Below are 18,532 nucleotides of genomic sequence, written 5' to 3'. Positions count from 1 at the left end.
CCACCCGAACGTGACAAAGCACTACTAAGAGGTCAGTTCAGAATGAGTTGAGGTGGCGGCGGAGGCAGATCAGTGAGCAGGCGATGCTGAGCATGGCTTGGTGGATGTCGGCGCGGCGTTCGTAGCGGGTGCGGAGCCGGTGGAAGTTGTGTAGCCAGGAGAAGGTGCGTTCCACGACCCAGCGCGGCTTGCCCAGCCCGGAGCCGTGGCCACTGCCGCGGCGGGCGATCATGGGGGTGATGCGACGTTGCCGCAGCAGCCGCCGGTACTTGTCGTGGTCGTAGCCGCGGTCCGCGAGCAGTCTGCGGGGCCGCTGCCGGGGACGGCCACGCAGGCCACGGATCGGCGGGATCGCGTCGATCAACGGCAGGAGCTGGGTGACGTCGTTGCGGTTGCCGCCGGTCAGGATCACCGCCAGGGGCAGGCCGCTGGCGTCGGTGATCAGGTGGTGCTTGCTGCCCAGCCGGCCCCGGTCGACCGGGCTGGGACCGGTGCGGCCCCCCTTTGAGCGCCCGTAGGTGTGACGAGTCCACGGCCGCGTGCGCCAGGTCGAGTAGCCCGGCCGCGCGCAGCTCGGCCAGCAGTGCCTCGTGTAGTTGCTGCCACACGCCGGCCTCGTACCATTCCTTCAGCCGCCGCCAGCACGTCGCGCCTGAGGCCCCGAACATGGTGGTGGGCAGGTCGTTCCAGCGGATGCCGGTGCGTACGACGAACAGGATCCCTTCCAACGCGGCGCGGTTGTCGACCCGGCGCCGGCCCGGGAATCGGTACCGGCGCTGCGGCACCGGGATCAACGGTTCCAGCCGTAACCACAACGCATCAGTCAGCACATGCTCAGCCACACCCGGCAGTCTCAGCGCCATCCCAAAGGTATCGCCGCACACCGCGTGCGCTCATTCTGAACTGACCTCTAACTAAGCCGACGAGGTTAGCAAACAGCACGCCGCCAACCGCGAAACCCAACGTTTGGCCGATGTCTCCGGTGGTGAAGGCCGAGACCACGACCGCCGCAGTGATCAAGATGAGCAGGCTGAAGCCGCCACGGACAACGCCCGCGTGGCGGAGCGGTGGGCTTCGGCCAGCCGGCGGGTAGGTCGGGGTCTTGGGTCGGGAACAAATCGCGAACGCCTCCGCTGTGTCGCATCTGAAGATGGAAGTCCCAGACCTAGCTGGCACCGTCGCCGACCGCTACGTCGACCGGCCCTGATGAACGTCCACAAAGGTGGCAGAAGGCTCGCCAGGACGCGGAGCGGGGACGGCTCGGGGATCCGCGCTCGGAGGATAAACAATCTGGCTCGTCGTACCGCGACTCCGCATCCGCGGAGTGCAGGTTAGATGGGCGGTCCTGCCTGCGGCTGGTACTTCCGCCGAGCCGGGAACCGGCTGGGGCAGCGCCGCCGCCCCAGCCGTGCCGGTCACTTCTCGCAGTTGGTCACGATGTCGAGCGGTCCGGCCACGCAGGTATCGGTGTGCGGCCCGCCGTCGACCTTGTCGGCGTCGCTGTCCCGGTCCGCTGAGTCCATGCCGATCAGCCGGTCGTCGCCGTCGCCGCCGTGGATTTCATCGCCACCGTAGCCGCCGTCCAGCCAGTCGTTGCCGCCCAGGCCGTAGATCTTCTGGCTGCCCTCGAAGGCGTAGATCCGGTTGTCGGAGGCGTTGCCGATCAGAACGCTGTCGGCGTCGCCACCAACCAGGTCCTCGACATCGGCGCCGACGGAGTCGTGCTCGCCGGCCATGCCGTCGTCGCCCTTCTGGCCGTCCAGGTCGACGCGGACGGCGCCGTGCTGGCCGTAGTAGGCGGTGTCCCGGCCGGAGCCGCCGATCAGCACGTCCGACCCGTTGCGGCTGGTGTTGTAGTTGTCACCGCCCATGTCGCCCTCGAGGAAGTCGTCACCGGCACCACCGGAGAGGAGGTCGTTGCCGGTCCAGCCCTCAAGGCGGTCGTTGCCGGCCTCGCCGTAGAGCTTGTCGTTGCCCGTGGCGCCGACGTACTCGATGTCGCCGTGGATTCGGTCGTCGCCGTCGCCGCCGTAGAGCGTGTCGTGGCCGCCGTCGCCCTCCAGCTCGTCGTTACCGCCCTGCCCGAAGACCGTGTCGTTGCCGGTTCCCGCGGTCAGATAGTCGTTGCCGGAGCCGCCGTAAAGCCGGTCGGCGCCAGAGCCACCGTCGATGAGCGCCGGGATGCCGCTCTTGTTGGTGACCGTGTCGTTCTTGCTACCGGCGTAGATCAGAACCCGAGTCGGCGTCTTCGGCAGCTTGCAGCGGACCTTGGTCCGGTCGCCCTTGACGGCCTTGCAGCCCTTGCCAGCCTTGATCTTGTACTTGTCGTCGATGGTTACGGTCCGGCCGGAGCGGGTGATGACGACCGTGTTGGCCTTGCCGGATCCGGCGGTGTACTTCACCTGAGTGGTCTTGATGACCGTGACGATGCCAGTGGACGCCGCCTGCGCCGGTGAGGCGAGAACGCCGGCGCCGATCGTGGCGAGCAGGACGACCCCTACCCGAGTCAGGTGCGATGAACGTGTCATGAAATTCCCCCGCGCGTGGCGCAATGATGGATGGCAGGCACTATTGAAGATCATCTGTGGTGTGTGATGTTACAAGCTCGCCTGCTGAGGCTGATCAACCCCTGCGATGCCGGACCGGCTCTATCCGGCCGGGTAGTCAGCGGCTGTGTCGGCGGGCCGGCGGGCCGGCGGTTCGGACCGCACCCCGAGCCCGTCGCGACGCTGCGAGACGATGCGGCCCATGACAGCCGACATGTCCCCGCCGGACGTCACGGCCCACCCTGCCCGCCACCCACGGCATCGTCGACGCACTACCGTGGAAGGTCGGCGACAGCGAGGCAAGAGTGAAACGTGCCCGAGGCCGGGTCGCGTCGCTGGCCCGCCAGGTGGTCGGGATGCTGGCGGCACTGGGGGCATCGACGAGATCCGTGCGGCGCGGACCGCCTCCCCGGACGCTGCGAAGGCGCGGATCCGGGATCGCGCCGGCCATGGCCCGGCGGCACGTGCGATAGCCGAAAGTCCAAGGTCGACCGCCAACTAGGGCTGGCCATGACGTGTCATCCCGGAAACCACGAATCCGCCCGCTCGGCAGCAACCTGCGATACGCCGCGAGCGGCGGCCAAGATCTCGACGGCAAGCTTCGCGACACGCCCGCACTCAGTCCGTTCGACTTCTCCGTCCGTGACCAACTGGTCGCCGCAGGCATCGATGCCAGTTGCCAATGGGCCGTCGGCGGCTACCGTACTGACTTCGCCGCAAACACCTCAGCCAACCCGGACGCATGGTCCTCGCCATCGAAGCCGACGGCGCGTCCTACCATTCCGCCGAAACCGCCAGCCCGCGACCGACTCCGCCAGAACAATTTCGAACGACTCGGCAGGCGATTCCACCGAATCTAGTCCACCGACTGATTCAACAACCCTCAAGCCGAACTCGACAAGGTCCGGGTTGCCTACGACACCGCCGTCCGCGCCGTAGACGAGCCCCCGCCCCACGCAAGCCGACACTTGGCGGCCGAAATATGGCAATCGGCTGGAGGACGCCGGGCCGCTTCCGAACACCACCCGCACGGCATGCGCTCGACGGCTGTGTCGAAGCGGGACTTGAACCGCCACGCCAGTGACCTCGTCATACGGCTACCGGCACAATTAACTCACGCAGGGAACCTGCAGGTCATTCCTTGATCAAATGTGTCCGAGGCGCAACACCAGCGATATGCACACGGTGATCGCGGCTGGGGAACTGCTCTGCGCGCCGTGAACTTGTCCTGCCGCTCCGACGCTTCCCGGCCACACCAGCGACTATTGACGGCTACCGCCTGGTTGCGCGGAAGTGGGTCAGCCTCACGACGGTCAACGAGGGGTCGCGCCGTCGATCTCTGCGAGGACCGTTCGTTCGTCCGGGTGGAGAGAATAGTGTTTGAGAGCCAGATGAACTCTGCCGCGAGCAGGAGGTGCAGCGCACGACGCGGTCGTCGCAGTGGGTGATCTCGCGGACGGTCGCCCATCCGCCGCTGGTCAGTGAGGAGCAGTTCGTCCAGGTGCAGGCGGTCCATTCCGTGCCGGTTCCGGTCGACGACGCGCCGTCCGCGATGCGGACACCCGGCGCGCCACCCAGGACACCGGGAACGTCAGATCGGTGGTGGCAAGGACGCCCGAGTGCGGTAACGCAGCAGTTGCGTGGTGGCCATCCAGATCCGAAGGCCCTTGCGCCAGCGGCATCCGCCCGCAGGGCTGCCGGTCAGCGGCGGCCGGCGGCCAGGGCAACGAGGAACTGGCCACCGCCTGCGTCCACGCTCCCGGTCACCGGAAGTCCGGGCACCAGCCGGGAGAACCGGTCGACCAGCCAGTCCGCCGCTTCCTGGGCATCCTTCCTGCTCGGACAGCGCGCGACCAACTCGCGGCCGCCCTTGCGTTCGAGGCGTTCGGCAACGGCGATCAGCGGCGCGGGTTCCACCACGTGCAGACGGTCTGGCCAGGCGATGACCACCTTGACCGCGCCCTTGCGGCTGTTGCAGGCACGATGCGCGAGCCGCTCGGCAACCTTCGCCTTCCGGTCGGCGGTACGGCTGTCGACGCTGGGGCCGCGCGGGTCGTTCACCGACCTGTCGGCGTCGACCGGTTCGTCGCACACCCAGCATCGCCAGCCATCACGCTTCGCCACCTCATCAAGCTGACCCATCCGAACAAACTAGCCTGATGGCCCTGGCCGACGACGGCCCGGCCGCCGCATACGCCGCCGACCTGAACGGTGCACCCGATCGCACTCCCGCGCCGTCCGCTGTTCATTCGCGGTGGGGAAGCACCGCCGATGGCAGCTGTGACTCACAGCAAGCGGTTACATCCGACGCATTGTCATGCCGCCGATGTCGTTCGCCGTCTTCCGCCTCTTCGCCGGGTGCGAGGCGGCCGGCCCGGGGCGATAGCTCCGCAGGGCACCGGACCGGCTTCGTATTCTGTGGGTATGGATGGGGACCACCTGTTGGACGCCGCTTCGGACTTCGCCGCCCTGGGGCTGCGCTCGGAATTGCTTCACGCGCTGAGTGGCCTCGGGTACGAGGAACCCACCCCGATCCAGCGGGAGGCGATCCCGCCGTTGATCGGCGGCAGGGATCTGGTCGGTCAGGCCGCGACGGGCACCGGTAAGACCGCGGCCTTCGCGTTGCCGCTTCTTCAAGGGCTCACGGCCGGTGCGCTGACGGGCCCCGCGGCGCTGATTCTGGTGCCGACCCGGGAACTGGCCGAGCAGGTGTCGCAGGCGGTCCACCGCTATGGCCGTGACCTGGGCGTCCGAGTCCTTCCCGTGTACGGCGGTCAGCCGATCAGCCGCCAGTTGCAGGTTCTGCGGCGCGGTGTGGACATCGTCGTCGGGACGCCGGGCCGGGTTCTGGACCACATCGAGCGAGGTACCCTGCAGCTCGGCGAGGTCCGCGCAGTCGTGCTGGACGAGGCTGACGAGATGCTGGACATGGGCTTCGCCGAGGACATCGAGGCCATTCTCGCCGAGACGCCCGACACTCGGCAGACGGTGTTGTTCTCAGCGACCATGCCGCCGCGGATCGATGCCATCGCCCGCCGGCACCTGCGCGAACCGCTGCGGATCCGGATGGGTCGCGAGACTGCGGCGGCGGACATCCTGCCCCGGGTACGCCAGAGCGCGTTTCTGATCGCGCGGGCCCACAAGACAGCCGCCCTCGGACGGGTACTGGACGTCGAAGCGCCCCAGGCGGCGATCGTGTTCTGCCGTACCCGGGAGGAGGTCGACGAGGTTACCCAAAGCTTGAACGGCCGTGGATACCGTGCTGAGGCCCTGCACGGTGGCATGAGCCAGGATCAGCGCGACCGGGTGATGGGCCGGCTGCGCGGCGGCAGCACCGAGTTGCTGGTCGCCACTGACGTCGCGGCCCGTGGCCTGGATGTGGAGCAGCTGACGCACGTCATCAATTACAACGTGCCGTCGGCGCCTGAGGCGTATGTGCATCGCATCGGCCGGGTTGGCCGGGCGGGGCGAGCGGGCGCCGCCATCACCCTGGCCGAGCCGCGCGAGCAGCGGATGCTCAGGACCATCGAGCGACTCACCGGACAGCGGATCGTAGCGGAGAAGCTGCCCACCGTAACCGATCTGCGGGCCCGGCGCCTGGAGCTGCTCCGCACGACCGTGCGCGAGGTCTGTGAGGATGACGACCTGGAGCGGTTCCGGCCGATTCTGGATCTGCTCACCGACGATGCCGAGGTCGAACTGGTGGCGTTGGCCGGGCTGAAGCTGCTGCACGACGCCAACGGCGGCGACGTCGACGAACCCGAGATCCCGTCAACGGCACCGCCGCGGGAACGCGAGCACCGGCGCCGAGACTCGCAGAACAGGGCGGCTGGAAACCGGTACGACGGTGACCGACGGCCTCGCCCGGCCCGCGACCGGTCGTCCGGCGACGACATAACCCGGGTCTTCGTCGGTCTCGGCCGCCGGTCCGGCCTGCGACCGCAGGACTTGGTGGGCGCCATCACCGGCGAGGCGGGCCTCGCTGCCCGCGACGTGGGCGCTATCCAGATCACCGATCGCTTCGCTCTGGTGGAGGTGCCCGAAGCAGCCGCGGACCGGGTGATCCGGTCATTGCAGCAGAGCACCATCCGGGGACGGCGGCCAACCGTGCGCCGCGAACGGTTCGATCGCTAGGGCGTGTAACAACGTCATAGCCCCTCGTTGATCGCGGCGACAGTGACGGTCGCTTCATATCGCACGGAGAGCTTGTCGAAAATGGTAGCGACAGCGCGGTTGCGTTTCAGTCGGTTGATGCCGCACTCAACAGCGTGGCGCTGCTTGTAGATCTCGGCGCTCAGGTCCGGACCATGTCTTCGATCACGAATCACAGATGATGCCGCAGAACGCACAACCATGGCCGGTTGTGCCAGGGCGCCTCCCGGCGGGCTCTGCCAGCGGAAGACCTCGGCTGCCTCGTTGTCCCCGCCGGCTGCTGCGAGGTAGTCGGCGGCGTGTTCGTACTGCAGTGGCTCGAGCCGGATTCGCTTACCCGCAATTATCGACTCGGTCACTCGTTCCCGCGCTGTGACGCTCGAGCGCCACAGCGCGGGATCTCGCCGCAACGGCCGTCGGTGCAGGCAGGCGCGCCGGGACCATCCTCGTGAAGTCAGCTCCCCGTCAACGAGAGCGGTGGTGCAGGCACACCTCGATCACCGAGGGCCGCCGGTGCGGCTCAGAAACAGGCCATCGTCGTTTCGGCGCGTCAGGCGGTGCCGATCGGCGGCTACTCGTGGATCAGCGTGCCCGCCCCGCCGCTCATCGCCAGCGACGCCTTCTCCAGCGAGCAGATGACCGCGCGTCGGCCCCGGCCGCTGCGAACGAACTCAATGGCGGCCTGCACCTTGGGCAGCATCGACCCAGTCCCAAAATGATGGTCGTCGATGTACTTCAGCGCCATGTCGACGGAGAGTTCATCGAGGTCGGCCTGGTCGGGCTGGCCCCAGTTCGTGGCCACCTTGTCCACCGCGGTGAGGATGAACAGATAGTCCGCGCCGACCGCCTCGGCCAGCTTCGCCGAAGCGAAGTCCTTGTCGATCACGGCTGGGACGCCACGGTAGTCACCGTCGGCATCCCGGACCACCGGCACGCCTCCACCGCCGCACGCGATGACGATGAACTCGTGGTCGAGCAGGTTCAAGATTGAGTCCCGCTCGACAATGTCGACCGGGCGAGGGGAGGCAACCACCCGTCGCCATCCCCGGCCGGAGTCCTCCACCATGACCACGCCCGGCTCGTCGCGCCTGAGTACCTCGGCGGCCTGCTCGTCGTAGAAGCTGCCGATCGGCTTGGTCGGTTCGGCGAACGCGGGATCCTCGGGGTCGACCTCCACCTGGGTGACCACGGTGGCCACGTGCCACGGCATCCCCAGGCGGCGCAGTTCCTTCTTGATGCCCTGCTGCAGGTGGTAACCGATATAGCCCTGGCTCATCGCCGTACACTCCGGCAGGTCCATCCTCGGCGCCCGGTTGCTGTGCTGCGACGCCAAGTCGAAGGCCATGTTGATCGCGCCCACCTGGGGGCCGTTCCCGTGAGAGACGATGATCTCGTGGCCCTGGGAGATCAGCCCGACCAGGGCTGGCGCCGAGGCCACAATGCGTTCCCGCTGCTCCCGCGGGTTGTCGCCGAGCGCGTTTCCGCCCAGCGCGATGACGATTCGGGACACGGCGCTACCCTCACAAGATTCCGGCGAGCGACGCCTCAAGGCTGGCCTCAGCGGCGGCGACCTTGATCGGGTTGGGAACCTCCGGCCGTAGGAAGTACACGAGCAGCGCGCGCTGCGCGGTCAACCGGTTGCCGGCCTCGTCGAAGGCGATGGAGTACTCCGCGTCCAGCACCTCGTCGGTCACTTCCTCACCCCGGGTGGCGGGCAGGCAGTGCATGAACTTGGCGTGCGGGGTGGCCATGGCCATCAGTTCGGCGTTGACCTGGTACTTGGGCATGAACACGGCGAGCCGTTCCGCCTCGGACATCTCCGCCTCGTAGTCGCCGTACCACACGTCGGAGTAGACGAAGTCGGCCCCGGCCATGGCCTTCGCCGCGTCGTCGGTGACGAGCAGGCTGCCGCCGGACACGGCGCAGTTGGCGTCACCGATCGTCTGGAAATGCTCCTTGAGCTGGAAGCCCTTCGGGCCGAATTGGACGAACTCCATGCCGATCTTCGTCCGATCGACCGGTTCCTCCGCGCCGAACTCACCGGATCAACGCTCGCCGACAACCTGCGCCGCGTCGCCGACGCTCAGTACCGGGCCGCGCTCGCCGCCCACGACACCACCGGCGAGATCGACGAGCTGCGCCAGACCATCGCTGACGCCGACGCCAAGATCAATCGCTACCGGGCGACGCTCGACGCCGGTGGCGACCCGGCACTCATCGCCGGCTGGATCAGCGAGGCCACCGCCCTCAAGAGAGGCGCCCAGGCCCGGCTGGGCCTCACCGAGGCGCCACCGCAACGGATGACCAGCGACCAGCTCGACACCATCGCCGACGCGTTCAACGACCTGTTCCGGCTGCTCCGCGACGCCGACCCGCGCGACAAGGCCGAGCTGTACAGCCGGATCGGCCTGCGGCTGACCTACCAACCAGGCCCGGAAACAATGATCGCCGAGGTGGTTACCCCGGCGAACTCTCGTGTCTTTGCTTGGTGTCCGAGGCACAACACCACGGATACGCACACGGTGATCGCGGCCAGGTGCGTCGCCCTTGAGTAACGAACGCAGTTTGGCACCTGGTCGGCGCCCGGTGTCACCGAGGTGGAGAACCTGATCACGATCAACCCGTGAACGCGATCCGTACGTCCGCCGCGGTGCTCGTCCATCACGGGCACCGCGGCGGCTGTATTGCCGTTCAGGTCAGACCAGCGTCTCGTCCACGTAGCTCCAGCACCAGTCGTCTCCGGGCTGGAACGACTGGACGATCGGGTGGCCCACAGTGTGCGCGTGTGCCCGCGCGTGCCGCATCGGTGACGCGTCGCAGCAGCTGACATGCCCGCAGGTCAGGCACAGCCGCAGGTGCACACGGCCGGTTAGTGCGGCGCGGGGTTGAAGGTATCGGTCATGATCCGCCTCCGAGCTCTTGTCGACTCCGCTGTTGGGGTACTGGCACCCCGGCGCGGTCGTCGTGATCACTCGTGGCCGCCGCGGCTTATCCGAGCGAGCCCAGCAGGTGCCGGCACGCCTGACCGCACTTGCGGCAGGCCTCTGCGCAGATCCCGCAGGCTTCGTTCTCCATGGCGTGTTTCCGGTGTTCCTCATAACCCTCGCGGCAGGTCTCGATGAGCGCCCGAAGCACCGCCTCGGTCACCGCCCGGTCGTAGGCGGTGGGCCGGGACAGCACCCGCATCACCACCGTGGCCATGTCGGCGCAGTTGAGGGCCGCGCCGGTGGACCTGCCCAGGTGGGCCGCGGATGGGTCCGCGACGCATGCGTCCGCGCAGGACGTACAGCTCTGCGCACAGTTGAGGCACTCCTGGACGGCGATCACCAGTGCGTCCTCGTCGATGCCCGGCAACGTACCGGGATGAGCGTTCAGTATGGTCGCCACGTCCGTCATCCGACTGCGCTCCTCGTCGTGTGCTCACATCAGCTCGTCGAAGATCCGCATGGCGCGTTCCCAGTGTTGGCTCTGGGGGTTCTTCACCTCGGGGTCGACGATCTTAATGATCTTGGCCAAAGCCAAGCCCCATCCCCCGACGATCTCGGGCAGCCGTGCCTCGGTCTCCTCGCTGGGCATGCGGTCCAGCGGCGGGTACGTCGCCAGCCGGTCCAGGATCGGCCGCAGTTCGAGGTCGTCGTCCTTCTTCCGAACCGTGCGGATGTTCTCCTGCACCCCTTTGGTGATGGGCAGATCGTACGGCTCGATCAGATCACGGGAATTAGCCGACGCCGTGGCCTCCGCCATCACGAGCAGGTCGTAGAGCTTGTGCTCCACGAAGTCGGAGAAGCGTTTGAGGTCGTCCTTGTCGACGTCCAATTCGGCGGCGAGCCGGAAGAAGCGTTCGAACTTGGCGACTCCGAAGACGGGCATACGAGACTCCCTTCTCAGCGTCCGCTGCCGTACCGCGGCGTTGGGACGGGGATCGGCGGGGCGACACGGTCCAGCCGGGCCGACCGGCGCCACAGGACGACCAGCCAGGCGATCCCGATGATCGAAATGACCGCCAAGCCGACCCATTCCATGAGCGAGAACAAGTTGACCTGCTCCGCGCTCGGCTCGACGAGCCAGCCCTGCGGCGACGGGCGCAGCCGCTCACCCTCGGTCAGCAGCAAGGTCAGGTACAACGCGATGCTGTGCATCGAATCCCATAGACCATGCAGGATGGACACACCGAGATACGCCACGATCAGCTTGCCGGTAAGGGCGAAACGGCCGTGCCGCGAAGTGGCGAACAGTATCCCGCCCAGGATGGCGGTCCACAGGCCGTGTCCCACCGGCGCCAGCAGGCCCCGGATCAGCTCAGTCTGCACAAGCTGAATGATCGACAGTCCGTCGACAGTGAAGAGGGCGGTGAAGGCGTAACCGGCGGATTCGAAGGCGGCGAATCCGAAACCGACGGCCGCGCCGAGAATCATCCCGTCGCGCAGCGACCGGGTCCGCAGGTGACGGGTCAGTACTATCAGCGCCACGAGTTTCGCCGCTTCCTCGATCAGCCCGACGCCGAAGAACAACCACGGTGACGGGTGCAGCAGGTACGCCTCGAGCACCGATGCGCCCAGCACACCCAGGACGCCGCCGGTGAGGAACGTCGAGAACACCAGACCCGCGGTCAGCTCGCCGGTCCCCTGGCGCTCGAACGCCCACGCGACGAACGTCACCGGCACGAGGAAACTGCCGAGCAGGACCAGCGTCGGGATCAAGTTGGGGTTACCGGTCAGGAAGGTGACCACCACCGTGGCCACCCACAGCGCCAGTCCGACGAGGAAGATGCGCAGCCACCTCCGGCGTGTCGGCCCCGGGACGACCTCCTGGTCGCGTACGACCTCGACCACCGCGCACCTCCTGTCGGCTACGAAATGTTCGTTGGACGGCGCGCAAATGTGGTCCGTCAGGGGCCTGCGACCGCCCGGGACCCCGACGCATCCGGCATCTCAGGATTACCGTGTCCAGCCGTCCGCGTCGATTGGCATCATTGCCAATTGGCATCATTGCCAATGCCGCCACCCCCGCAACCGGTGCGCCGCCGTCAGCCAAGGTAGGCGTGGATGCGTGATGGTCACTCCAGGATCAGATGGGCCAGATCATCAGCAACTTCTTCCGCGACCCGGCGGCCGTCTCGGAGTACTGCGCTGCCAGACGCGGCGGGTCGGGCAGTTCGAGTTCATGGTGACATTGCCGGGGGATATCGACCCGCACAAGGTCGAGGCGTCCCTGCACGACGGGGTCCTGACGGTACGGCTGGGCAGGCCGCCGCGAGCCAGCCTGGCAGATCGAGGTCAAGGAGACCTGAGCCTTCTCGGTCAGGTGCTCCTTGAGCCGGTCGGTCTTTCGGGGCGCGCTTCGCGGCGGCTGGCTGCCCTGCATCGGGGAGACCGCGTCATCGCTCGCGGATCGCCGCGCCCACCTCTACGGCGGCCCCAGACAGTCACAGCGACGAGGATTCGCACCCGCCGAAGCCGCGGTTCGACAAACGTCGCCGACGTTAGGTCAACCTACCCGTACCGGTGGTCGGCCATCCGCCAGCGCTCCGCTGCGACCCCCGCCCGGATCGGTAGTACTGCCAATAGACCGGGACGCGCCATGCGTGGTCGGATCAACGGTGCAAATGGTTCGCTCCGGCCACCTGGTCAACGGTTCGCCGAACGCGAGCGGGCCGACGGTTCGCAGTGGGACGGAGCCGCGCGATGACCGCAACCCGATCGTCGGTCGCCAGCGTCAACCCTTACAACAACCAGGTACTGGGCGAGTTCGCGCCGATGTCGGACGAGGCGGTCGACTTCGCTGTCGGGGCGGCACATGCGGCGTTCCTCGGCTGGCGCCGGGTGACACCCGCCGATCGCGCCGCGATCGTGGGGCGGGCGGGTGAGCTGATGCTGCAACGCCTCGACGAGTTCGCCCAACTCGTGACGCTGGAGATGGGCAAACGCATCACGGAGAGCCGAGACGAGGTGCGGCTCGCCGCAGACATCATGCGGTACTACGGCGAGCGGGGCCCCGACTTCCTGGCCGACCGGCCGCTGCCGGCGGACGAGGGGCGGGCGGTGGTGGCCAGTCGGCCGCTCGGCGCGCTCCTCGGGATCATGCCGTGGAACTACCCGTGCTATCAGGTGGCCCGGTTCGCCGCGCCGAACCTGGTGGCCGGCAACACCATCCTGCTCAAACACGCCAGCAACTGCCCCCGGTCGGCGCTCGCGCTGGAACGGCTGTTCCGCGACGCGGGCGTGCCGCCCGACGGATACATCAACGTGTTCGTCTCAGGCGGGAACGTCCGGCGCATCATCGAAAACCCGTTGGTGCGCGGCGTCTCGCTCACGGGCAGCGACCGCGCCGGCGCCAGCGTGGCCGAGGGGGCCGGGCGCAACATCGTCAAGACCGTGCTCGAACTCGGCGGGAGCGATCCGTTCATCGTGCTCGACGCCGAAGACCTCGACCGCACCATTGACGCCGCGGTCACCGCCCGGCTGTCGAACATGGGCCAGAGCTGCGTGAGCCCGAAGCGGTTCATCGTCCTGACCGGGTTCTTCGACCGGTTCGTCGAGGGGGTGCGGCAGCGATTCGCCGCGCTCATCCCCGGAGATCCGATGGACCCGGCCACGACGCTCTCGCCGCTCTCCTCGGAGCAAGCTGCCGAGACCCTCGTCAGCCAGGTTCGGGACACCGTGGCGCAGGGCGCCCGGCTCGTCTGGGGCGGCGGGCGCCTCGACCGACCGGGCGCGTTCGTCCAGGCCACCGTGCTCACCGACGTACGGCCCGGCATGCGCGCCTACTACGAGGAACTGTTCGGCCCGGTGGCCGTGGTGTATCGGGTGGCCGACGAGGACGAGGCGGTCGAATTGGCCAACGACAGCCCGTACGGCCTGGGTGCGGCGATCTTTTGCCGGGACCTCGACCGGGCCGGTCGGCTCGCCGAACGGCTCGACGTCGGCATGGTGTGGATCAACCATCCCACTTCCAGCCGTCCCGAACTTCCCTTCGGCGGCATCAAACGCTCCGGATACGGCCGTGAACTGTCCGACCTCGGAATCCAGGAACTCGTCAACCGAAAGCTGATCCGGACCTTCCCGACAACCGTGGCGGTCGGCTTCGCCGGCGGCTGAACAGGGTCGACCGGCATGGCCGAGACCGCGCTGCTGGCGGGTGCGGCTCGCCGCGGTCACCGACTGGCTGACCGAGCGGGAGTCCTCGCGTGGTCTGGGAATCGGGTTGTTCGGGCTCCAGTGCCGGCGCCGCCGCCCCCGCCGGGGGTCCGGACCGACAAGGTTCCCTCGTCGAGGGGGATCCGCCTCAGGCCGCACCGGCGCGGCCGCCTGCTGCTGAAGGGCCCGCCGCCGAACGTCGGCCTGCCTTCCCTGACCAACGCATTGAACGTTGCCCTCGGTGCGATACTGAACTGCGTGGACACTTCGGACTCGGAGAGGAATGGTCCGACGCGGTCTCGCCGATTTCGCGACCTCGGATTCTGGATCTTCGGCGTGCTCACCGCAATCTTGGTGAACCTGCTCTCCAATGACACCGCTTCCGCGCTCCGCGTGGTGGCGGCCGGTGCTGCCATCGTGGTCGTGCTGTTCGCGGTGGACTTGATCCGGCGAACACCTCCCTCGTCGTCCCTGCGGCATTACGCGAGGCCGGTGATGCTGACATTGGTAGCGCCGCTGATCCTCATGTCCGCTCTCGGCGTAGGTGGTGGCTATCTTGTATTCCTCGCTGCCGCGCTCGTCGCGGTCGGCGTGTCCAACGAGCGAGACATACGGACCGCCGTCGTCACCCTGCTCGGCATGGCTCTCATCGCCGCCGGCGCCGCCGGTCTGCACCTACTCGCTGAGGCCGTGACCGTCCCGGTCGGGCAGCGCGGCGGCTGGTCTGTCCGCCCCCTGTTGGCAGCCGGAGCCGGACCGGAGTCTGGCGGGCAGTGGGGAACGGGCATCTGGTGGCTCGTCGTAGCCCGGTCCGCCGTCGGCGCCCTGCTCGCTGTCGCCGGCGGGGCGGCGCTGCTAGCTCGGGGAGATCGGCTGCTGTCCCGGCTCATGACCACGATGCTCGCGCTTCGGTTCCTCGTGATCGGCACCCTGGTTCTGGTGATGGTCATCGCCAGTCTGGGTGCGGTCCGCTCGTCGCAGGACGCTGCGGAGGCCCTAATTTCATTCGGTTTCGCCGTCGCGGTGCTTGGCTATGGTCTCCTCTCCCTGTTGCCGCCCGATCGGATCGACCGGATCCGGCGCGGATGGCGGAAGCTGACGCAGGAGCGCTCCCCCGACGAGCCGCACCTGCCGTACCGAGAATTGGTACGGCAGATGCTCCGGGCAACTTCGGACTTCCTTGATCGGCAACGTGCCGTGGAAAGGTGACCGCCGAGCACTTACGTACCAGCCTGATCATCGATGCCCCCGCGATGGTCAAACGGCATGGGCACGTCGAACCCGACGCGATCTTCCACGCCGAACCGCGGGTGCCAATACACCTCGGCCGAGTTCGCCCGATACTGCAACGGCAACCGGGTCCGCACCAGTGCCAGTCGCACAGGCGTGTGCTGGGACAACGCCGCCGAATCGTTCTTCGCACCTCCCCCGCCGCGACCCGGATGTCCGCATCTGCGGCGTCTTTCCGGAAAGCAGTGTCACCGGGCCCCTGCCGCACCGCTGCTGCCGATCTCGCCAGGAGACCGGGCCGGAACGCACCCACTCACACACGGCCCGTAACCATTTCACCGCGGTGCGATCATTGCCCGCATGAACAAGATCCCCACGGGGTTCCGCCGTAACGCGGCCGACCGCAAGCGCGTGGACGATCCGGCACCCCGGCGACGGTTTCGCCGGCTACGGATCGCGCTGGGCGTCGCGCTCGTGCTCGTGGCCGGCCTCACGATCGGCAACAGCTCGGCGCTGTGGGGCGCCGACGGCGGCCGGCCGTCGCTGCTGGCGCACCGGGGGATCGCCCAGACCTTCCCGCTCGACGGCGTGCAGAACGACACCTGCACCGCCACCCGGATCAACCCACCGGAGCACTCCTATGTCGAGAACACCATCGTCCCACAACGCCCAACACGGCGAGGCGCAAGCGCTGTTCTGGCTCAGCATGCTGAGAATCGAGCAGCAGCGCTACGACGATGCCGAGTCAGGCTTTCAACGAGCCCTCGCGACCTACCGAAGCCTCGGAGACCTGGCCGGAGAGGCACAATGTCTCCGAGGGATGGGCCTGTGCCTCCAGCACCAGGGCCACACTGACCAAGCGAAGGTCATCCTTCTGCGCGCGCTCGATCTGGTGGCACAGCCCCGGCCGACGATTCTCGAAGGCTCCATTAGAAGCTCACTCGAGGCCCTGCCGGCTAGTTCCTCAGGTGGGTGATGAGGAATTCGGCGACATCCGAACGCGCCTGGATCTGGTTCTCCGTCTTGGTCAGGCCGTGGCCCTCGTCCGGGTAGACGTCATAGCGGACCTCCACCCCCCGGTCCCTCAACCGTTCCACCAACTGGTCACTCTCCTGTTGGGGGACGCGGGTGTCCTTGGCGCCCTGCCAGACGAACAGGGGGCTGCGGATCTGGTCGGCGTAGGTGATCGGTGAACGCGCGAGCATCCGTTCGGCTTCGGTGTCCGGATCACCGATCACCTCGGCGACCAGGGATCGGTACGCCTTTGGTGTCGCCTCGGCGAGGGTGACGAGGTTACTCGGGCCGAACATGCTGACCCCCGCAGCCCAGTCGAACTCGGGCAGCCGGGCCAGGCATGACAGCACGACGAATCCGCCATAGGAGGCCCCGAACAATCCGATCCTTGTCGCGTCGACCCAGTCCTGGCCTTGAAGGTATCGGGCGGCGTGGGCAAAGTCTTTGAGGTCGTCTCCGCCCCAGTCGCGGTACACGAGCCTCTGGTAGGGCTTGCCGTAGCCCGTGGAGCCGCGCACGTTGGGAGCGAGCACAGCAATGCCCTTGCTGGCCAGGTACTGGTAGAACCCGTCGTACATGTAGACGGGCCTCTCCTGATAGGTCGGACCACCATGAACGGAGAGCAAAACCCCGACCGGCTCTATCACATTCGTCGGCCGGTAAAGGTATGCCGGAATGGTGCGCCCGTCGAAGGTCTCGTAGTGCACCAGGGTCGGCTCGACGAAGGATGTGGAATCTGCCACCTCCGGCCTCGAGTCGGTCAGCCATCTGAGGGCACCGCTGGCAAGGTCGACCACCGCAATGTTCCAGGGGCGAGCAGGAGTGGACATCCGCATCACGGCGAATCCGCCGTCGGCCGAGACCGCCAGCGCGTCGGCCTGCCCGAGAGGCAGCGCGGGCATCGGCAGATCGTCGTTGGTGGTCAAATCACGGGCGCGTAACTCGGTGGCGCCATCGACGTTGACCATCCACACCAGCACCTTGCCGTTCGCGGACAGCGCGACCGCCTCCACGTCCCAGTCCGGGGTATCGAGCCAGGTCAGGTGACCATCTGCGGCGTCAACGACCGCGAGCCCCTTGAACTCCCGCCCGGCGTCCGTGCGCACCACAATGCCAGAGCCGTCAGGCAGCCACGGCCCGAGATAGACAGACGCACCCTCGCTTGCGGTGAGCCGCCGCACCTCGCCGTCTTTCACGGAAACGACGTGGAGCACGTGGTCGTATCCACCCGTGCCCAAGGTGAAGTTGAGCCTGGAGCCGTCAGGTGACCAGCCGCCGAGGGTCATCCGGCCACCACCGGTGTAGACCCGGCGCACCTCGCCGGTCTTCATCGTCCGAATGACGATGTCTTGCTCCGCGAGATCCCGATCGTTGCCTTCGTAGGCAAGATAGTGACCATCCGGGGAGAAAGCTCCACCTCCCTCGGGCAGGCAGAACGTTGCTCCGGCCGTCTCGGTGAGAGCCTGCGGCTCCTCGTCGCCTGGCGCGATCAGATAGAGCTGGGTCAGGAAGTCACCCTTGTGATCGGCCTCAAACACCAGTGACGCCCCGTCCGGACGCCAGGAGCACCGCCGCACGGTGTGATCCCGAAAATCGGTGATCCTGCGAGACGGACCACCGGCGGTGGCCTGAATTGTCAGGTTGAACTGACCGGCCGCGTCGTCGGCGAAGGCGACCTGCCGCCCGTCGGGGGACACCGCCAACATGGCCTGGAATCGCAAGGTCGGCCGGAAATCGCGGTAGGAGGACATGCGCCATACTAGCCAGCTGAACCACGCGGAGCGCTTACCAGATTCCTCCCATCCGCCGTCCAGCCACCCAGCACCTGGTAGCTGGCGTTTTCGGAGCTTCCGCATGTGAGCCGGTGGATGTCTCGTGGCGTGTGAACACCGGTTCCGGCCTTGCGGACGGGCTCTGGCGGCGGCCCTTGTTCAGGAGTCCGACGATGGTTGGCGGGCCTCGGCCGTCCACCACCGTCGCGGTAAGACCGGCTCAGTCCACAAGCAGCGCTCCCGAACGAGGCCACCGACCGCGTACGCGGTCCGCCGCCGCGCTGTACTTGTCGGCGAGCACGCGCGCTCCTGCGCTCCGCCGTCATAGACATCGTGAGTTGTGACGCCGCGCTGGTTCATCCTCGCGACGCTGGGCCACGTGCCGTCCTCGTTTGTGAGGGCTCCGGACAGCGCATCTCCCAGAACGACGGGCAGCACTCCGGCGCGGCCGGACGCGGTAAGCATCTCGCGTACCGATTCCACCCATCGCAGCATGTCCTCGGTGGTCGGCAACTGTCCGTCGACGGAGCCCCCAGAGCGGCGTGCGCCACTCGCGCAGGACGGTCCAGGCCGCACTGAAGGCTGGCGACGACGCTGCGTTATCCTCAGCCTCTTCGTTGGCTAAGTCCGTGCCGGTGTCCGGGTCCGACCGGTACACGAGGTCGACGAAGCGGGCGGGATT

At 67.5% G+C, this 18,532-nt stretch carries 17 protein-coding genes; 6 read left to right on the top strand and 11 right to left on the bottom strand.

What is annotated here, in order from left to right:
• Window positions 1-37: 37 nt before the first annotated feature.
• The 3 genes from ACMCNO_RS13430 to ACMCNO_RS13420 form a co-directional block, all read right to left on the bottom strand.
• Window positions 38-863, bottom strand: a protein-coding gene (locus ACMCNO_RS13430; protein WP_412749752.1) for an IS5 family transposase whose coding sequence is annotated in 2 segments (ribosomal slippage) — window positions 38-497 and window positions 496-863 — 828 coding nt in all. Because the reading frame shifts where the segments join, the coding sequence is not laid out codon by codon here.
• A 552-nt stretch (window positions 864-1,415) separates the two neighbouring features.
• The gene (locus ACMCNO_RS13425) at window positions 1,416-2,528 is read right to left on the bottom strand and encodes a calcium-binding protein (protein ID WP_412749751.1); all 1,113 of its coding nucleotides are present in this window, start codon (window positions 2,526-2,528) and stop codon (window positions 1,416-1,418) included.
• A 1,719-nt stretch (window positions 2,529-4,247) separates the two neighbouring features.
• Window positions 4,248-4,607 carry a hypothetical protein gene (locus ACMCNO_RS13420; protein ID WP_412749750.1) on the bottom strand — a complete coding sequence of 120 codons (360 nt, stop codon included), beginning with the start codon at window positions 4,605-4,607 and terminating at the stop codon, window positions 4,248-4,250.
• Window positions 4,608-4,970: 363 nt separating this feature from the next.
• Between ACMCNO_RS13420 and ACMCNO_RS13415 the strand changes: the two genes are divergently transcribed.
• Window positions 4,971-6,680, top strand: a complete 1,710-nt coding sequence (locus ACMCNO_RS13415; RefSeq protein ID WP_412753690.1) for a DEAD/DEAH box helicase — start codon at window positions 4,971-4,973, stop codon at window positions 6,678-6,680.
• Between the two features lie 14 nt (window positions 6,681-6,694).
• Here the strand turns inward: ACMCNO_RS13415 and ACMCNO_RS13410 are convergent, their stop codons facing one another.
• From ACMCNO_RS13410 to ACMCNO_RS13400, 3 genes are all read right to left on the bottom strand, one after another.
• Entirely contained in the window at window positions 6,695-7,057 is a 363-nt protein-coding gene (locus ACMCNO_RS13410; RefSeq protein WP_412749749.1) for a hypothetical protein, read from the bottom strand.
• A gap of 212 nt (window positions 7,058-7,269) precedes the next feature.
• On the bottom strand, window positions 7,270-8,208 hold the full coding sequence (gene arcC / locus ACMCNO_RS13405) for a carbamate kinase (protein WP_412749748.1): 939 nt from the start codon (window positions 8,206-8,208) through the stop codon (window positions 7,270-7,272).
• Window positions 8,209-8,218: 10 nt separating this feature from the next.
• Window positions 8,219-8,695, bottom strand: coding sequence for a hypothetical protein (locus ACMCNO_RS13400; protein ID WP_412749747.1), 477 nt, complete (start codon window positions 8,693-8,695; stop codon window positions 8,219-8,221).
• On the opposite strand from ACMCNO_RS13400, the gene ACMCNO_RS13395 reads away from it, so the two are divergent.
• Window positions 8,681-9,253, top strand: a complete 573-nt coding sequence (locus ACMCNO_RS13395; RefSeq protein ID WP_412749746.1) for a hypothetical protein — start codon at window positions 8,681-8,683, stop codon at window positions 9,251-9,253. The two genes, ACMCNO_RS13400 and ACMCNO_RS13395, sit on opposite strands and share 15 nt — an antisense overlap.
• A 141-nt stretch (window positions 9,254-9,394) precedes the next feature.
• On the opposite strand, the gene ACMCNO_RS13390 is transcribed toward ACMCNO_RS13395, so the two are convergent.
• Genes ACMCNO_RS13390 through ACMCNO_RS13375 form a run of 4 tightly spaced genes read right to left on the bottom strand, consistent with a single transcriptional unit; the run spans window position 9,395 to window position 11,530 of the window.
• Window positions 9,395-9,796: a UBP-type zinc finger domain-containing protein gene (locus tag ACMCNO_RS13390; RefSeq protein ID WP_412749745.1), complete on the bottom strand. Its 402-nt coding sequence runs from the start codon at window positions 9,794-9,796 to the stop codon at window positions 9,395-9,397.
• Window positions 9,687-10,094: a four-helix bundle copper-binding protein gene (locus ACMCNO_RS13385; protein WP_412753921.1), complete on the bottom strand. Its 408-nt coding sequence runs from the start codon at window positions 10,092-10,094 to the stop codon at window positions 9,687-9,689. The genes ACMCNO_RS13390 and ACMCNO_RS13385 overlap by 110 nt, the downstream gene beginning before the upstream one ends.
• A 24-nt stretch (window positions 10,095-10,118) precedes the next feature.
• Entirely contained in the window at window positions 10,119-10,568 is a 450-nt protein-coding gene (locus tag ACMCNO_RS13380) for a DUF1931 family protein (RefSeq protein ID WP_412749744.1), read from the bottom strand.
• A 14-nt stretch (window positions 10,569-10,582) separates the two neighbouring features.
• Window positions 10,583-11,530, bottom strand: a complete 948-nt coding sequence (locus ACMCNO_RS13375; RefSeq protein ID WP_412749743.1) for a PrsW family intramembrane metalloprotease — start codon at window positions 11,528-11,530, stop codon at window positions 10,583-10,585.
• Here ACMCNO_RS13375 and ACMCNO_RS13370 point away from each other — a divergent pair.
• From ACMCNO_RS13370 to ACMCNO_RS13355, 4 genes are all read left to right on the top strand, one after another.
• A complete protein-coding gene (locus ACMCNO_RS13370; protein WP_412749742.1) occupies window positions 11,466-12,386 on the top strand; it encodes an Hsp20/alpha crystallin family protein in 921 nt (306 codons plus the stop codon). The two genes, ACMCNO_RS13375 and ACMCNO_RS13370, sit on opposite strands and share 65 nt — an antisense overlap.
• On the top strand, window positions 12,383-13,795 hold the full coding sequence (locus ACMCNO_RS13365; RefSeq protein WP_412749741.1) for an NAD-dependent succinate-semialdehyde dehydrogenase: 1,413 nt from the start codon (window positions 12,383-12,385) through the stop codon (window positions 13,793-13,795). Before ACMCNO_RS13370 ends, ACMCNO_RS13365 begins: the two co-directional genes overlap by 4 nt.
• A gap of 297 nt (window positions 13,796-14,092) precedes the next feature.
• Window positions 14,093-15,043, top strand: a complete 951-nt coding sequence (locus ACMCNO_RS13360; protein ID WP_412749740.1) for a hypothetical protein — start codon at window positions 14,093-14,095, stop codon at window positions 15,041-15,043.
• Window positions 15,044-15,704: 661 nt separating this feature from the next.
• Complete coding sequence (locus ACMCNO_RS13355) at window positions 15,705-16,040, top strand: tetratricopeptide repeat protein (RefSeq protein ID WP_412749739.1); 336 nt, start codon at window positions 15,705-15,707, stop codon at window positions 16,038-16,040.
• Here ACMCNO_RS13355 and ACMCNO_RS13350 read toward each other — a convergent pair.
• Window positions 16,021-17,829 carry a prolyl oligopeptidase family serine peptidase gene (locus ACMCNO_RS13350; RefSeq protein WP_412749738.1) on the bottom strand — a complete coding sequence of 603 codons (1,809 nt, stop codon included), beginning with the start codon at window positions 17,827-17,829 and terminating at the stop codon, window positions 16,021-16,023. The two genes, ACMCNO_RS13355 and ACMCNO_RS13350, sit on opposite strands and share 20 nt — an antisense overlap.
• Window positions 17,830-18,532: the final 703 nt, after the last annotated feature.

This window comes from Krasilnikovia sp. M28-CT-15, assembly GCF_047159595.1.
Classification (GTDB): Bacteria; Actinomycetota; Actinomycetes; order Mycobacteriales; family Micromonosporaceae; genus Actinoplanes.
Note: the sequence above shows the minus strand (reverse complement) of the source record. Positions and strands in the feature narration are given on the sequence as shown.

What these genes read in the sequence shown, in the direction of transcription:
- ACMCNO_RS13425 (WP_412749751.1), bottom strand. Translation starts at nt 2,528, where the DNA reads ATGACACGTTCATCGCACCTGACTCGGGTAGGGGTCGTCCTGCTCGCC.
- ACMCNO_RS13415 (WP_412753690.1), top strand. Translation starts at nt 4,971, where the DNA reads ATGGATGGGGACCACCTGTTGGACGCCGCTTCGGACTTCGCCGCCCTG.
- ACMCNO_RS13400 (WP_412749747.1), bottom strand. Translation starts at nt 8,695, where the DNA reads ATGGAGTTCGTCCAATTCGGCCCGAAGGGCTTCCAGCTCAAGGAGCAT.
- ACMCNO_RS13390 (WP_412749745.1), bottom strand. Translation starts at nt 9,796, where the DNA reads ATGAGGAACACCGGAAACACGCCATGGAGAACGAAGCCTGCGGGATCT.
- ACMCNO_RS13385 (WP_412753921.1), bottom strand. Translation starts at nt 10,094, where the DNA reads ATGACGGACGTGGCGACCATACTGAACGCTCATCCCGGTACGTTGCCG.
- ACMCNO_RS13380 (WP_412749744.1), bottom strand. Translation starts at nt 10,568, where the DNA reads ATGCCCGTCTTCGGAGTCGCCAAGTTCGAACGCTTCTTCCGGCTCGCC.
- ACMCNO_RS13370 (WP_412749742.1), top strand. Translation starts at nt 11,466, where the DNA reads ATGCGCAGCCACCTCCGGCGTGTCGGCCCCGGGACGACCTCCTGGTCG.
- ACMCNO_RS13365 (WP_412749741.1), top strand. Translation starts at nt 12,383, where the DNA reads ATGACCGCAACCCGATCGTCGGTCGCCAGCGTCAACCCTTACAACAAC.
- ACMCNO_RS13355 (WP_412749739.1), top strand. Translation starts at nt 15,705, where the DNA reads ATGTCGAGAACACCATCGTCCCACAACGCCCAACACGGCGAGGCGCAA.
- ACMCNO_RS13350 (WP_412749738.1), bottom strand. Translation starts at nt 17,829, where the DNA reads ATGTCCTCCTACCGCGATTTCCGGCCGACCTTGCGATTCCAGGCCATG.